The sequence below is a fragment of the Streptomyces sp. RLA131 genome (assembly GCF_056270125.1).
Genome location: NZ_JBWDOQ010000002.1, coordinates 7,332,104 through 7,346,672, shown reverse-complemented (window position 1 = coordinate 7,346,672; position 14,569 = coordinate 7,332,104). Strand labels below are relative to the sequence as shown.

General features: G+C 74.6%; 13 protein-coding genes. 11 read left to right on the top strand and 2 right to left on the bottom strand.

The window, feature by feature from the left end; all coding sequences use genetic code 11:
• Positions 1-128: 128 nt before the first annotated feature.
• A complete protein-coding gene (locus RWE79_RS34230) occupies positions 129-410 on the bottom strand; it encodes a TetR family transcriptional regulator C-terminal domain-containing protein (RefSeq protein ID WP_475946283.1) in 282 nt (93 codons plus the stop codon).
• On the opposite strand from RWE79_RS34230, the gene RWE79_RS34225 reads away from it, so the two are divergent.
• Entirely contained in the window at positions 366-1,055 is a 690-nt protein-coding gene (locus tag RWE79_RS34225; protein WP_475946281.1) for a glycoside hydrolase family 3 C-terminal domain-containing protein, read from the top strand. The genes RWE79_RS34230 and RWE79_RS34225 overlap by 45 nt on opposite strands.
• A gap of 293 nt (positions 1,056-1,348) precedes the next feature.
• Here RWE79_RS34225 and argG read toward each other — a convergent pair whose 3' ends face one another.
• Positions 1,349-2,797 (bottom strand): argininosuccinate synthase, encoded by a 1,449-nt coding sequence (gene argG / locus RWE79_RS34220; protein WP_475943960.1) that lies wholly within the window; start codon positions 2,795-2,797, stop codon positions 1,349-1,351.
• A gap of 304 nt (positions 2,798-3,101) precedes the next feature.
• Between argG and RWE79_RS34215 the strand changes: the two genes are divergently transcribed.
• From RWE79_RS34215 to RWE79_RS34170, 10 genes are all read left to right on the top strand, one after another.
• The gene (locus RWE79_RS34215; protein WP_475943959.1) at positions 3,102-3,575 is read left to right on the top strand and encodes a MarR family winged helix-turn-helix transcriptional regulator; all 474 of its coding nucleotides are present in this window, start codon (positions 3,102-3,104) and stop codon (positions 3,573-3,575) included.
• Between the two features lie 52 nt (positions 3,576-3,627).
• Entirely contained in the window at positions 3,628-4,098 is a 471-nt protein-coding gene (locus tag RWE79_RS34210) for a universal stress protein (protein ID WP_475946278.1), read from the top strand.
• A 122-nt stretch (positions 4,099-4,220) separates the two neighbouring features.
• Positions 4,221-4,589, top strand: a complete 369-nt coding sequence (trxA, locus tag RWE79_RS34205; RefSeq protein ID WP_475943958.1) for a thioredoxin — start codon at positions 4,221-4,223, stop codon at positions 4,587-4,589.
• A 59-nt stretch (positions 4,590-4,648) separates the two neighbouring features.
• The gene (locus tag RWE79_RS34200; RefSeq protein ID WP_475943957.1) at positions 4,649-6,334 is read left to right on the top strand and encodes an AMP-binding protein; all 1,686 of its coding nucleotides are present in this window, start codon (positions 4,649-4,651) and stop codon (positions 6,332-6,334) included.
• Between the two features lie 124 nt (positions 6,335-6,458).
• On the top strand, positions 6,459-8,303 hold the full coding sequence (locus RWE79_RS34195; RefSeq protein WP_475943956.1) for a transketolase: 1,845 nt from the start codon (positions 6,459-6,461) through the stop codon (positions 8,301-8,303).
• A gap of 277 nt (positions 8,304-8,580) precedes the next feature.
• On the top strand, positions 8,581-9,891 hold the full coding sequence (egtA, locus tag RWE79_RS34190) for an ergothioneine biosynthesis glutamate--cysteine ligase EgtA (RefSeq protein ID WP_475943955.1): 1,311 nt from the start codon (positions 8,581-8,583) through the stop codon (positions 9,889-9,891).
• Positions 9,888-11,222: an ergothioneine biosynthesis protein EgtB gene (egtB, locus tag RWE79_RS34185; RefSeq protein ID WP_475943954.1), complete on the top strand. Its 1,335-nt coding sequence runs from the start codon at positions 9,888-9,890 to the stop codon at positions 11,220-11,222. Before egtA ends, egtB begins: the two co-directional genes overlap by 4 nt.
• Positions 11,222-11,977: an ergothioneine biosynthesis protein EgtC gene (gene egtC, locus RWE79_RS34180; protein ID WP_475943953.1), complete on the top strand. Its 756-nt coding sequence runs from the start codon at positions 11,222-11,224 to the stop codon at positions 11,975-11,977. The genes egtB and egtC overlap by 1 nt, the downstream gene beginning before the upstream one ends.
• Positions 11,974-12,948 (top strand): L-histidine N(alpha)-methyltransferase, encoded by a 975-nt coding sequence (gene egtD / locus RWE79_RS34175; RefSeq protein ID WP_475943952.1) that lies wholly within the window; start codon positions 11,974-11,976, stop codon positions 12,946-12,948. The genes egtC and egtD overlap by 4 nt, the downstream gene beginning before the upstream one ends.
• Positions 12,949-12,969: 21 nt before the next feature.
• The gene (locus tag RWE79_RS34170; RefSeq protein ID WP_475943951.1) at positions 12,970-14,556 is read left to right on the top strand and encodes an FUSC family protein; all 1,587 of its coding nucleotides are present in this window, start codon (positions 12,970-12,972) and stop codon (positions 14,554-14,556) included.
• Positions 14,557-14,569: the final 13 nt, after the last annotated feature.

Sequence of the window (14,569 nt, the reverse complement as noted above, 5' to 3'; positions counted from 1 at the left end):
ACCCGCGGGCGGGGCGGCCCGGCCCCCGCCCCGGAGGAGTTGAGGATCACGGCGGGGGCCGTGGCACCGCGGGGTCCCGGCGCCCTCACCGATCCCGGACCGCCGCCGCCGGGGCGACCGGCGCGCCGTCAGCCCGCCGCCAGGGCCCGCGACAGCCGGGCGAGGTAGGAGTCGAGGGCGCCGGGCAGGTCGAAGGGGCCGTCGGCCAGGGCCCACTGCACCTGGAGGCCGTCGGAGACCGCCAGCAGTTCCCGGGCCACCTCGCGCACATCGGTGTCCGGCCGGATCTCCCCCGAGGCGACCGCGGCCGAGAGCACCTCCGACATCATCTCCGCGGCCTCGCGGTAGCGCCGGACGAAGTACTCGTGGGCGGGGTGGTCGGGGTTCCCGGCCTCGGCGGAGAGCTTGATGAAGAGCTGGAGCAGCCCCGGGCGGGCCAGGTTGTAGACGGTCAGCTCGCGGGTGGCCTCCAGGACGAGCGCCGCTCGGTCACCGTTCTGACCGATGCCGGCGGGCGGCTGCCGCTGGCCGCCCGGCCCCGGCTGTACCTGGAGGGCGTGGCCCCGGAACGGATCGCCGGGTACGCCGACGTGGTCACCGACCCGGCGGCGGCCGACCCGGCGGCGGCCGACCCGGCGGCGGCCGACCCGGCGGCGGCCGACCTGGCGGTGCTGCGGCTCGGCACCCCGTACGAGCCGCGTCCCGGCGGGTTCGAGGCGCACTTCCACGCGGGGCGGCTGGACTTCGCGCCCGGGCGGCTGAAGGAGATCCTCGCGCTGCTCGGCACCGTCCCGACCGTGGTGGCGATCCACCTGGAACGCCCGGCGGTCATCCCCGAGATCGCCGAACGCGCGGCGGCGCTGGTGGCCGTCTACGGCACCGGGGACGGCCCGCTGTTCGACGTCCTGTTCGGCGGCGCCCGTCCGGAGGGCCGGCTGCCCTTCCAGCTCCCGCGCTCCATGGCCGAGGTCGAGGCCGGCCGCCCCGACGTCCCGCAGGAGAGTGCTGACCCGCTGTTCCCCCTGGGTCACGGGCTGACGTACCCGACGGTGTAGCGGCGGGGGGCCGCGCCGGGGCGGGGCGTACGCGGGCGGCTCACCTGCGCCGCCCCTCACGAACGCTCCGACCGCCCGGCCAGGCCCTGCTGACCGACGGTCCGGTACCGGCGGCCCGGTCGCGGTGCTCGTCGGCAACCCGGTCGGAGTGCCAGGAGGTCGCGGCGGCCCAGGCCGGGACCCGACAGCCGGTGGCGCCGCTGGGCGCGGCCCGCGGCAGCGGGCCCCGGCGGAAACGAATCCGCCGGGGCCCGCTGCCCGGGTGTGCGCGACCGGTGACCGGTCTCGGAGCCTCAGTCCGTGCCGGACTCCATCGCCGCCCGGTCCAGCATCGTCTCCTCGGCCGTCCCCTCGCCGCGCGAGGCGATCGCCTCCGCGCCGCCCGTGTCCATCGCGCCGATCAGACCGGTCGAGGCCGCCTGCGCGGCGCCGATCGGCGCCGGGTGGGCGGTGCCGAGCAGGCCGAGCCCCACATACTGCTCCAGCCGGGCCCGCGAGTCCGCGATGTCCAGGTTCCGCATGGTGAGCTGGCCGATCCGGTCCACCGGGCCGAAGGCCGAGTCCTCGGTCCGCTCCATGGAGAGCTTGTCCGGGTGGTAGCTGAGCGCCGGGCCCCGGGTGTCGAGGACCGAGTAGTCCTCGCCGCGCCGCAGCCGCACGGTCACCTCCCCGGTGATCGCCGCGCCGACCCAGCGCTGCAGCGACTCGCGGACCATCAGCGCCTGCGGGTCCAGCCAGCGGCCCTCGTAGAGCAGCCGGCCGAGGCGCCGGCCCTCGTTGTGGTACGCGGCCACGGTGTCCTCGTTGTGGATCGCGTTGACCAGGCGCTCGTAGGCGATGTGCAGCAGCGCCATGCCGGGCGCCTCGTAGATGCCGCGGCTCTTGGCCTCGATGATCCGGTTCTCGATCTGGTCGGACATGCCCAGACCGTGCCGGCCACCGATCGCGTTGGCCTCCATGACGAGGTCGACCGCGGAGGCGAACTCCTTGCCGTTGACGGTGACCGGGCGGCCCTGGTCGAAGCCGACCGTCACGTCCTCCGTCGCGATCTCCACCGACGGGTCCCAGAACCGCACACCCATGATCGGGTCGACCGTCTCGATACCGGTGTCGAGGTGCTCAAGGGTCTTGGCCTCGTGGGTGGCGCCCCAGATGTTGGCGTCCGTGGAGTACGCCTTCTCGGTGGAGTCCCGGTACGGCAGCTCGTGCGCGACCAGCCACTCCGACATCTCCTTGCGGCCGCCGAGCTCCGTGACGAAGTCCGCGTCCAGCCAGGGCTTGTAGATCCGCAGGTGCGGGTTGGCGAGCAGCCCGTACCGGTAGAACCGCTCGATGTCGTTGCCCTTGAACGTGGAGCCGTCACCCCAGATCTGCACCCCGTCCTCAAGCATCGCCCGCACCAGCAGCGTGCCGGTCACGGCACGCCCCAGCGGTGTGGTGTTGAAGTACGGGCGTCCGCCCGACCTGATGTGGAACGCGCCGCACGCGAGCGCCGCGAGCCCTTCCTCGACCAGCGCGGCGCGGCAGTCGACGAGCCGGGTGATCTCGGCGCCGTACGCGGAGGCGCGGCCGGGCACGGACGCGATGTCGGGCTCGTCGTACTGACCGATGTCGGCGGTGTAGGTGCACGGGACGGCGCCCTTGTCGCGCATCCAGGCGACGGCGACAGAGGTGTCGAGCCCGCCGGAGAAGGCAATGCCGACGCGCTCGCCGGCAGGGAGGGAGGTGAGGACCTTGGACATAGCAAGACTATGCACCACTATGCATGATCATGCAAACACGGGCGGACTCCGGCAGCGGCGGAGTCGCGTCGGGGTTGGCCGCCACCCTGGCGACGACCCGGGCTCCGTGCCGGTCGACCATGGCGCGCAACCGTGCTTCGGACAGGCCCGGGTGCGCAGCGATGGACCTGACGATTTTCGCGTCGGGGTCGGTGGCCGGCGGCCGGCGGCCGGCGGCACCTGGGCACGTCCTGGCGCGGCACATGATGAAGTCGTCCCGTTCACAAACAGTCCGGTGCAAAACCGTTTTGTTAGGCTCGATCCCATGACGACCCCACCGGACCTCACCGGCCTGCTGCAGCACGCCGCGCATGTGCTGACCACCCGTACGACGGCGGCGCTGGGTGACCTGGACCTCTCACCGCGCGGTTTCCGCGTGCTGCTGCACGCGCTGCCCGGCGAACTGACACAGGCCCAGGTGGCGGAGCGGTCCCGGCTGGACAAGACCACGATGGTGGTGACCGTGGACGAACTGGAGAAGGCCGGTCTGGCCGAGCGGGTGCCCTCGCCCACCGACCGCCGGGCGCGGATCATCCGCGTCACCGAGGAGGGCCGCACGGCCGTGGCGGCGGGCCAGGAGATCACCGCCCACGTACACGGCGACGTGCTCGGCGCGCTGCCGCCGGATGAGCGGGAGGCCTTCACCTCGGCCCTGGTGCGGCTGGTGGGAACCCACCTGGCCGAACCGGTGGAATCCGGGCGACCGGTGCGGCGGGCGCGGCAGGCACGCCGGCACTGACCGGCGCGCGGAGCTCCCGCGATAGCCTCGGAACGTGGAGGATCGAAGCGGCATGCACAGCGACAGGCAACGGGACCCGGCGCCGTTCGAGCGGGGCACGGACGGCCCGAAGGTGATCGTGACCGGCGTCGACGGCTCCGACTCGTCCTGGCGGGCGGTGGCCTACGCCGCGGGGCTGGCCCGCCGCCAGCGGGCACTGCTGGCGATCGTCTACGTCCAGCCGCTGATCATCGCGGGCGCGGCGTTCGGCGCTCCGGTCGCGGAGGCGACCAGCGAGATCGCGGACCAGCTGATCGCCGAGATCCGCCGCGCCACCGCCCGGCTCGAAGGGGTCTTCCAGCTGCGCTGGGAGTTCCACACCTTCCCCGGCGACCCCTTCAACGGCCTCGCCAGGGCCGCCGACGAGCTCAAGGCCGACGCCGTCGTGGTCGGCGCCTCCGAGCAGGCCGGCCACCGCATCATCGGCTCCGTCGCCGTCCGCCTGGTCAAGGCCGGCCGCTGGCCGGTGACGGTGGTCCCCTGACCGTGCTCCCCGGCGTGCCCCCTGACGGGCGCGCGGCTGGACACGGCGGAATAGCCGGCCGGTGGCTTTCGTTCCCGCCAGTGAGTATCCGACCGGCACAACCGGAAGCAGGTAAGCGACGCATGAGCACCGTTGAGCTCACCAAGGACAACTTCGACGAGGTCGTGTCGGGCAACGACTTCGTACTGATCGACTTCTGGGCTTCCTGGTGCGGTCCGTGCCGGATGTTCGCCCCGGTCTACGACGCCGCGTCGCAGCGCCACGGGGACCTGGTCTTCGCGAAGGTCGACACCGAGGCCCAGCCGGAGCTGGCCGCCGCCTTCGAGATCCAGTCCATCCCGACCCTGATGGTCGTGCGCGACCGCATCGCGGTCTTCGCCCAGCCGGGGGCGCTGCCCGAGCAGGCGCTGGAGAGCGTGATCGAGCAGGCCCGCGCCCTGGACATGGACGAGGTGCGCACCTCGGTCAGCGAGGCCTCGCAGCAGTCCTGAACCACCCGGGCCCACCACCCCGCTGACATCTGACGGTGCGTCAACTACCGTACGTCGGCATGGAGACCGTCGCGGAGCTGGTGCGGGCGCGGTGGGGCGACGACCGCCCCGGCCTGAAGTACGGCAGTCACGTCCTCAGCCACCACCGGGCGACCGCGGAAGCGGCCGCCCGTTCCGCGCTCCTGGCCGATCTGCTGCCGGCCGGACGCGAGCCCCATGTGGGGCTGCTGCTGGGCAATGTGCCGGAGTACCCGCTCTGGCTGGGCGCGGCGGCCCTGACCGGGGCCACCGTCGTCGGCGTCAACCCCACCCGGCGCGGCCCGGAACTCGCCCGCGACATCACGCACACCGAGTGCGCGGTGCTGGTCACCGAGCGGGCGTATCTGCCGCTGCTGGCCAACCTCTCCCTGGGCCTGGCCCCCGAACGGCTGCTGGTCGTGGACGATCCGGCGTACGGGGAGCTGCTGGCACCGTACGCCGGGGCCGGGCCGCCCCCGCCCGGCAGCGGCGGCCGCCCCGGCCCCGGCCCCCGTACCCGGCTGCTGCTGTACTTCACCTCCGGCTCGACCGGCGCGCCCAAGGCGGTGGTCTGCTCGCAGGGCCGGCTCGCCGGCGCCGGACAGTCGCTGGCGGCGCGCTTCGGCCTCGGCCCGGACGACGTGCACTACATCTGCATGCCGCTCTTCCACGGCAACGCCGTGATGGCCAACTGGGCCCCGGCGCTGGCCGGCGGCGGGGCGGTGGCGCTGCGCCGGACATTCTCCGCCTCGCGCTTCCTGCCCGACGTACGGGCCTACGGGGCCACGTACTTCACCTACGTGGGACGCGCCGTGCAGTACCTGCTCGCCACCCCCGAACGGCCCGACGACCGCGACCACCCCCTGCGCCAGGGCTTCGGCACCGAGGCGGGCACGGTGGACGCCACCCGCTTCGCGGCCCGCTTCGGGGTGCCGCTCACCGAGGGTTACGGATCCTCCGAGGGCGGCGCGGCGATACAGCACTCCCCCGGCACACCCCCGGGGGCGGTGGGGCGCGCCGCCCCCGGCGCGGACCTGGCCGTCGTGGACCCGGCGAGCGGCCGGGAGCGGCCACCGGCCGTGCTGGACGGCACCGGGCGCCTCCTCAACGGCCACGAGGCGATCGGCGAGCTGGTCAACCGGGGCCACGGCCACTTCGAGGGCTACTGGAAGAACGACCCGGCCGTCGCGGAACGCACCCGGCGCGGCTGGTACTGGACCGGCGATCTGTTCTTCCGGGACACCGAGGGGTACTTCCACTTCGCCGGGCGCTCGGACGACAGGATCCGGGTCGACGGCGAGAACCTGGCCGCCGCGCTCATCGAGAACATCCTCGCCGCCTTCCCCCCGGCCGCCGCCGTCGCCGTGCACGCGGTGCCCGACCCGGTCTCGGGCGACCAGGTCATGGCCTCCCTCGCGCTGCGGGACGACACCGCGGCCTTCGACCCGGCCGCCTTCAGCGGCTTCCTGGCCGGCCGGGCGGACCTGGGGACGAAGATGGCCCCCCGGTTCCTGCGGATCGTACGGCGGATGCCGGTGACCGCCACCAACAAGGTGCACCGGGTGCTGCTGCGCCGCGAGGGCTTCCGCTGCGCCGACCCCGTGTGGTGGTCGCCGCCGGGCACCGGGGCCTGCGGCACCGTCTACCGGCCGCTGACCCCGGACGACCTCACCGGGCTGCTGGCCCGCTACCGCGCCCAGGGCCGCGAGGGCCTGCTCGGCCCCTGACCGCGCCGGACGCGGCCACCGGGCGCCGGGCGCCGGGCGCCGAGCGCCGGGCGCCGGGCGCCGACGGCGGCAGCCGTTTCGTGGCGGCGGGCTCGGGCAGGCGACCCTCACCGGAGGGAGCGACATGCGACACGACCAACTGCGTGAACTGGGGCAGCAGCTCCGCGTCGACGCCGTACGGGCGGCGGACGCGGCGGGCTCGGGGCATCCGACGTCCTCGATGTCGGCGGCCGACCTCATGGCCGTCCTGCTGGCGAACCACCTGCACTACGACTTCGAGCAGCCCGGTCATCCCGGCAATGATCATCTGATCTTCTCCAAGGGCCATGCCTCGCCCCTGCTGTACGCGATGTACCGGGCGGCCGGCGCGGTCACCGACGAGGAGCTGCTCACCTTCCGCCGGCTCGGCAGCAGGCTGGAGGGCCATCCCACGCCCCGGCTGCCGTGGGTGGACGTGGCCACCGGCTCGCTGGGCCAGGGGCTGCCCGTCGGCGTCGGCCTGGCGCTGACCGCCCGCGACCTGGACCGCGCGCCCTACCGGGTGTGGGTGCTGTGCGGGGACGGCGAGATGGCCGAGGGCTCCATGTGGGAGGCGTTCGAGCACGCCGGCCACGAGCGGCTGGACCATCTCACCGCGGTGATCGACGTCAACCGGCTCGGGCAGCGCGGCCCCACCCGCCACGGCTGGGACACCGGCGCCTACGCCCGCCGGATCGAGGCGTTCGGCTGGCACACCGTCGAGGTCGACGGCCATGACGTGGCCGCTGTCGACGGTGCCTTCGCCGCCGCCCAGGCCACCTCCGACCGCCCGACCGCGATCATCGCCCGCACCATGAAGGGCCGGGGCGTGGCCGCCGTCGAGGACCGCGAGGGCAAGCACGGCAAGCCGCTGGCCGACCCACGGGAGGCGATCGAGGAGCTCGGCGGCGAACGGAACGTACCGGTGCATGTGCACCCGCCGACCGACGTACGGGCCCCGCACCACGTCCTGACCGGCTCCGTGGAGCTGCCGCGCTACGACCTCGGCGACAAGGTCGCCACCCGCGACGCCTACGGTGAGGCGCTGGCCGCCCTGGGCACCGCCCGGCCCGACGTGGTGGCCCTGGACGGCGAGACCGGCGACTCCACCAGGACCGAGTTCTTCGCCAAGGCGCACCCCGACCGGTTCTTCGAGTGCTACATCGCCGAGCAGCAGCTGGTGGCCGCCGCCGTGGGCATGCAGGCCCGCGGCTGGATCCCGTACGTCTCCACCTTCGCGGCCTTCCTCGCGCGGGCCCAGGACTTCGTACGGATGGCCGCGGTCAGCGGCGCCGGTCTGGTGGTCAACGGCTCGCACGCCGGGGTGGCCATCGGCGAGGACGGCCCGTCGCAGATGGGCCTGGAGGACCTCGCCGCCTTCCGTGCCGTGCACGGCAGCACGGTGCTCTCCCCGTGCGACGCCAACCAGACGGCCCGGCTGACCGCGGCCGCCGCCGGCCTGGACGGCATCCGCTATCTGCGGACGAGCCGCGGCGCCGGCCCGGTGGTCTACGGGCCCGACGAGGACTTCCCGGTCGGCGGCAGCAAGGTGCTGCGGGGCGGCGGCGACCAGGACCAGGTGACCGTGGTGGCCGCGGGCACCACCGTCCACGAGGCGCTGACCGCCGCCGACCGGCTCGCCGAGGAGGGGATCACGGCCCGCGTGATCGACCTGTACTCGGTCAAGCCGGTGGACGCCGGGACGCTGCGGGCCGCCGCCGAGGCCACCGGGCGCTTCGTCACCGTGGAGGACCACCGTCCCGAGGGCGGTCTGGCCGACGCCGTACTCGGAGCCTTCTCCGGCGGCCCCCGTCCGCCGCTGCTCACCCGGCTCGCCGTGGACACCATGCCGGGCTCCGCCTCGCCCGAGGAGCAGCTCCGCGAGGCGGGCATCGACGCCGGGGCGATCGTGGCGGCCGCACGCGATCTGGTCGGCGGCGCGCGGAGCTGACGGGGCCGCCCGCCCGCCCCCGTACGGCCGCCCCCGCGTCGCGCCGCCGCGGCGACGGGCCGCCCCCGCGTCGGGCCGGGCCGGTGACGCCCCCGGACCGGCTGGAGATGCGGGGGCGGCCGACGCGCGGCAGGCTGGGAGCAACGGCCCACGGGGACCCTGACGTCCCATTCGTCACCCCGTGCAACCCCGCTGTTGGCAGGAGGCGCTCTTGAGGGCCCGGCGCCGGACGGCTTAGGTGGTACGGAAGCCGCCTGCGAACAGGAGGACCCGGATCATGGCGGAACCGATAACCGAGGACGAGGCCGAGGCCCATATCCACGGCATCTGCTTCAAGAACGGCCCACCCGCGAAGGTGGGTGTCGAGCTGGAATGGCTGGTGCGCGATCTGCGCGACCCGACCGCCCCGGTCGACCCCGGCCGGCTCGCCGGGGCCGTGACGGCGCTGCGGGGCCTGCCCCTGGGGTCGGCGCTGACGCAGGAGCCCGGCGGCCAGCTGGAGCTGAGTTCACTGCCGGCGGAGTCGCTCACCGCGTGTGTGGAGCGTACGGACGCCGAGCTGACCGCCGTACGGGGGCTGCTGCGGGAGCACGGACTGGGCCTGGAGGGGTACGGCCTGGACCCGTGGCTGCCCCCGCGCCGTCTGCTGGACCATCCGCGGTACCGCGCGATGGAGGCCTATTTCGACCGGGACGGGCGCGCCGGCCGCGTCATGATGGGCAGTTCCGCCTCCGTACAGGTCTGTCTGGACGCGGGCACCGAGGAGCCGGGCCCGTTCGGGATCGGCAGACGGTGGCTGCTGGCGCATCTGCTGGGCGCGGTCCTGGTCGCGGCGTTCGCCAACTCGCCCCTGTGGGAGGGCCGGCCGACGGGCTGGCGTTCGACGCGGCAGGCGGTGTGGGCGGATCTGGACGCCGCGCGCACCGACGCCCCGCCCGCCGGTCCCGACCCGCGTGCGGCGTGGGCCGCGCACGCGCTGGACGCGCCCGTGCTGTGCGTACGGCCGCAGACCTCGCAGACCGCGCAGACCCCGCAGGACCCCGACCAACAAGGAGAGCCGGGGCGCGAGCAGCCCTGGGCGGTGCCGCCGGCCGGGCTGACCTTCCGCGAGTGGATCCGTACCGGGCAGCCACGCCGGCCCGGTACGGCCGATCTGGACTACCACCTGACCACGCTGTTCCCGCCGGTGCGCCCGCACGGCCATCTCGAACTGCGCATGATCGACGCGCAGTCGGGTGACGACGGCTGGATCGTGCCGCTCGCCGTCACCATGGCCCTGTTCGACGACCCCGGCGCGGCCGAGATCGCGTACCGGGCCGTCAAGCCGCTCGCCGACACGGCGGGCGGCGCGGCCGCGCCCCGCAATCCGCTGTGGCGGCGGGCCGCCCGCCGCGGGCTCACCGACCCCGAGCTGCGGGCGACGGCCGCCGTCTGCTTCTCCGCCGCCCTGGAGGCACTGCCCCGGCTCGGCGCGGACGACGCGGTGCGGGCCGCCGTGGCGGCGTTCACCGACCGCTATGTACTGCGGGGCCGATGTCCCGCCGACGACATGCTCGACGCGTACGCACGTAAGGAGAGCACCACGTGACCGCCCCCGCCGTGGACACCGAGGCGCTGCGCCGGCGCGCCCTCGATGCCCTGCTGACCGCCCGTGACCGTACCCGGGCCCTCACGACCTGCGTCGACGACCACGAACTCGCCGCTCAGCACTCCCCCCTGATGTCCCCGCTGGTCTGGGACCTGGCCCATATCGGCAACCAGGAGGAGCAGTGGCTGCTCCGTACCGTGGGCGGCCGGCAGGCGCTGCGGCCGGAGATCGACACGGTCTACGACGCCTTCGAGCATCCGCGCGCGCAGCGGCCGAACCTGCCGCTGCTGCCGCCGGCCGAGGCGCACGGCTACGCGGCCGACGTACGCGGCCGGGTGCTGGAAATCCTTCAGAGCAGTCCGCTGGAGGGCGGCGGGCCGCTCACCGACGCCGGTTTCGCCTTCGGGATGGTCGCCCAGCACGAGCAGCAGCACGACGAGACCATGCTCATCACCCATCAGCTGCGGCGCGGCCCGGCCGCGCTCACCGCGCCCGCCCCGCCGCCGGCGCCCGCCGATGCCGCGCTGCTGCCGGCGGAAGTCCTGGTCCCCGGCGGCCCGTTCACGATGGGGACGTCGACGGAGCCGTGGGCGCTGGACAACGAACGGCCCGGCCATGTGCGCGAGGTCGGCGCGTACTTCATCGACACGGTGCCGGTCGCCAACGCCGACTACGCCCGCTTCATCGAGGACGGCGGCTACGACGACCCCCGGTGGTGGGATCCGGCGGGCTGGGCGTACGTACGCGAACAGGGCCTGCGCGCGCCGTTGTTCTGGCGGCACGAGGGCGGGCTGTGGCTGCGCCGCAGGTTCGGCGTGACCGAGCCGGTGCCCCCGGACGAGCCGGTGCTGCACGTCAGCTGGTACGAGGCCGACGCCTACGCCCGCTGGGCCGGCCGCCGGCTGCCGACGGAGGCCGAGTGGGAGAAGGCGGCCCGCCACGACCCGGCCACCGGCCGTTCGCTGCGCTATCCGTGGGGGGACGCCGATCCCACCCCCGGGCACGCCAATCTCGGGCAGCGGCATCTGCGCCCGGCGCCGGTGGGCTCGTACCCCGAGGGCGCCTCACCGCTGGGGGTGCGGCAGCTGATCGGTGACGTGTGGGAGTGGACGGCGAGCGACTTCCTGCCCTACCCGGGCTTCGCCGCGTTCCCGTACAAGGAGTACTCGGAGGTCTTCTTCGGGCCGGACCACAAGGTGCTGCGCGGCGGCTCGTTCGCCGTCGGCGAGGTCGCCTGCCGGGGGACGTTCCGCAACTGGGACTATCCCGTGCGGCGGCAGATCTTCTCCGGGTTCCGGACCGCCCGCGACGCGGGTCCGGAGTCCGCCTGATGTGCCGGCACCTGGCCTACCTCGGCCCCGCCGTGCCGCTGGGCAGTGTCTTCGTCGAGCCGCCGCACTCGCTGTACCGCCAGTCCTGGGCGCCGCGCCGGCAGCGCTACGGGACGGTCAACGCGGACGGCTTCGGCGTCGGCTGGTACGCCCCGGGCGACCCGGTGCCGGCCAGGTACCGGCGGGCGGGGCCGGTCTGGGCGGACCGCTCGTTCGCCGATGTCGCCCGGGTCGTGCGCTCGGGCGCCGTGCTGGGGGCCGTCCGGGACATCACCGACGGCTGCGCGGCGGACGAGTCGGCGACGGCCCCGTACACGGCCGGACCCTGGCTGTTCAGCCACAACGGGGCGATCCGTGACTGGCCCGCCTCGGTGGCGGAGGCCGCGGACACCCTGCCCGCGGCCGAGCTGCTGGACCTGGAGGCACGCTGCGACTCGGCGCTGGCCTGGGCGCTGGCCCTGCACCGGCTGCGGGCCGGGGCGACCCCGGACGAGGCGCTGGCCGACACGACCGGCCGGCTGGCCGCACTGACCCCCGACTCCCGGCTCAACTTCCTTCTCACCGACGGCCGTTCCATCGCCGCCACCGCCTGGGGCGACTCGCTCTGGTATCTCACCGAGCCCGGCCGCTCACTGGTCGTCGCGTCCGAGCCGTACGACGACGACTCCCGCTGGACCGAGGTCCCCGACCGGCATCTGCTGGCCGGTGATCCGGCGGACGTCCTGCTCATCCCGCTCAAGGAGCCGCACCTGTGAGCCCGTTCGATCTGACCCGCACCCTGCCCGCCGACGCCACGGCCGCCGCGCTGCGCGCCGATGTGGCGGACGGCCTGACCCGTGATCCCAAGCAGCTGCCGCCCAAGTGGTTCTACGACGCCCGGGGCAGCGAGCTGTTCGAGGAGATCACCCGGCTGCCCGAGTACTACCCGACCCGCGCCGAGCGGGAGATCCTGGAGGAACGTGCCGGGACCGTCGCGGACGTGTCCGGCGCCCGCACCCTGGTGGAGCTGGGATCGGGCTCCTCGGAGAAGACCCGGCTGCTGATCGACGCCCTGGGCCCGTCGCTGACGTACGTCCCGGTGGACGTCAGTCAGTCCGCCCTCGAACAGGCCGGTGCGGCCCTGCTCGCGGACCGTCCCGGGCTGACCGTCCGGGCCCTGGTCGCCGACTTCCAGGGCCGACTGGAGCTGCCGCCCTCGCCGGGGCCGCGCCTGGTGGCCTTTCTCGGGGGCACCATCGGCAATCTGCTGCCCGCCGAACGGGCCTCGTTCCTGGCCTCCGTACGGGCCGCCATGGCGCCCGGGGACACCTTCCTGCTGGGCACCGACCTGGTGAAGGACGAGGCCACCCTGGTCGCCGCGTACGACGACGCCCAGGGGGTGACGGCCGCCTTCAACAAGAACGTCCTGAGCGTCATCGACCGCGAGCTGGGCGCGGACTTCGACCCGGACGACTTCGACCATGTCGCCGTCTGGGACCCGGACCGGGAGTGGATCGAGATGCGGCTGCGGGCCGGCCGGGGTCTCACCGTCAAGATCCCCGCGCTCGATCTGGCGGCCGACTTCGCGCCGGGCGAGGAGATGCGCACCGAGGTCTCCGCGAAGTTCCGCGAGGAGGGCGTACGGGCGGAGCTGGCGGCGGCCGGGCTGCGGCTGCGGCACTGGTGGACGGACCGGGCGGGCCGCTTCGCGCTGTCACTGTCCTCGGCGGAGATTCTTCACGAGTAAAACATCCGCTAAACTTCTCGTATGACCTTTCCAGCCCTGCCCGTCCGCGGAGCCTTCGCCCTGCGCCCCGGTGCCGACATCTGGCACAAGCCGGCGCTGAGCGTGGTGATCACCCTCGCCGTCCCCGAGGTGGCGCTGCTGCTCGCGGGCAGGCTGGATCTGGCCTTCTACATCGCGGCCGGCGGGCTGTGCGCCCTGTACGCGCACGGCCTGCCGTACGCGGCCCGCGCCCGCACCCTGCTCCGGGTGATCCTGGGCATGCTGGCCGGCACCGGCGCCGCGCTGACCACGGCGGCGCTCACCGACTCCACCGCGGTGCGGGTCGTGGTGGCCGCCCTGCTGGCCTGCGCGCACAAGACGGTCTGCGACGCGACCCGGATCGGCCCGCCGGCCAACGTCATCTTCACCTTCGTCGCCGCGAGTGCCGCCTTCCTGCCCCAGCGGCTCGCCGACGTCCCCGCCCACCTCGGGCTCGGCCTGCTGGGCGGCGCCCTCGCCTGGCTGGTCTGCATGGCCCCGGCCCTGGTCCGGCCGTACGGCCCCGAGCGCATCGCCGTGGCCCGCGCCCTGGAGGCCACCGCCCGGCTGCTGCGCGGCAACGCCTCCCGGCACGACGCCGCCTCGGCCGTCAACGCCGCCTGGCACACCCTGCGGCTGGCCCGCCGCGGCGACCACCTCACCGGCCTGCGGCGGCTGCTGGTGCGCGCCGAGTCCGTCGCCGCCTCCGCCGCCGCCTCCGCCGCGTCCCCCGACGGCGCCGACCGCGACACCGCCCGGCAGGCGGACCGCCTCACCTCCTGGGCGCGCGAGCTGCGCAAGGACCGCACGCTGCCCGACCCCGGCTTCGTACCGGCCGAGGAGGCCGCCGAGCCGGCCGGCGTCGACGCGGACCGGGCACCCGCCGGACGGCGGTTCACCGTGCTGCGGGCCTTCGCCCCCGGCTCGCCCCTGCTGCCGGTCGCCGCACGGGTGGCGCTGGGCGGGACCCTCGCGGGCTGGGCCTCGATGGCGCTGGGCGTCGACCGCCCGTACTGGGCCGTGGTCTCCGCCGCCGCGGTCTTCCAGGCCAACACCACCCTGTCCTGGCACCGCGCCCTGCAGCGCGCGCTCGGCAGCCTGCTCGGGGTGCTGCTGTTCACCGCCCTGCTGCCGTTGACCGGCACCGGCCGGGTGGCACTGGTGGCGGTGGCCCTGGCCTGCCAGTTCGGCGCCGAGGCGACCATCGCCCGGAACTACTGGCTCGGCACCGTCTTCGTCACCCCGATGGCCATGATCATGGTCCAGTTCGCGGGTTCCCAGCCGGCCGGCCGGCTGGTCGCCGACCGCTGGCTCGACACCTGCGTCGGGGTCGCCGCCGGCCTGCTGGCCTGCTGCCTGGTCCCCAACCGGCGCGCCGCCGACCGCGTCGGCGCCGCCCTGGACCACCTCGACGCCGCCATCGGCTCCGGGGCCCGGGACCGCCTCGCCCCGGCCCTGGTGGAACTGCGCGAGGCCGCCGACACGGCGGCCGGCGAGTGGTGGAGCGGCACCCTGCCGGAGGAGCGCATAGCCACCGCCGAGCGCCGGGGCCACCGGGCGCTGGCGACGCTCACGGCGCGTACGATCTAGAAAAGCAGGAAGG

Coding starts and splice junctions, on each gene's coding strand:
- egtC (WP_475943953.1), top strand. CDS start 11,222: ATGTGCCGGCACCTGGCCTACCTCGGCCCCGCCGTGCCGCTGGGCAGT.
- egtA (WP_475943955.1), top strand. CDS start 8,581: ATGGCGGAACCGATAACCGAGGACGAGGCCGAGGCCCATATCCACGGC.
- RWE79_RS34195 (WP_475943956.1), top strand. CDS start 6,459: ATGCGACACGACCAACTGCGTGAACTGGGGCAGCAGCTCCGCGTCGAC.
- trxA (WP_475943958.1), top strand. CDS start 4,221: ATGAGCACCGTTGAGCTCACCAAGGACAACTTCGACGAGGTCGTGTCG.
- RWE79_RS34210 (WP_475946278.1), top strand. CDS start 3,628: ATGCACAGCGACAGGCAACGGGACCCGGCGCCGTTCGAGCGGGGCACG.
- RWE79_RS34200 (WP_475943957.1), top strand. CDS start 4,649: ATGGAGACCGTCGCGGAGCTGGTGCGGGCGCGGTGGGGCGACGACCGC.
- RWE79_RS34170 (WP_475943951.1), top strand. CDS start 12,970: ATGACCTTTCCAGCCCTGCCCGTCCGCGGAGCCTTCGCCCTGCGCCCC.
- argG (WP_475943960.1), bottom strand. CDS start 2,797: ATGTCCAAGGTCCTCACCTCCCTCCCTGCCGGCGAGCGCGTCGGCATT.
- RWE79_RS34215 (WP_475943959.1), top strand. CDS start 3,102: ATGACGACCCCACCGGACCTCACCGGCCTGCTGCAGCACGCCGCGCAT.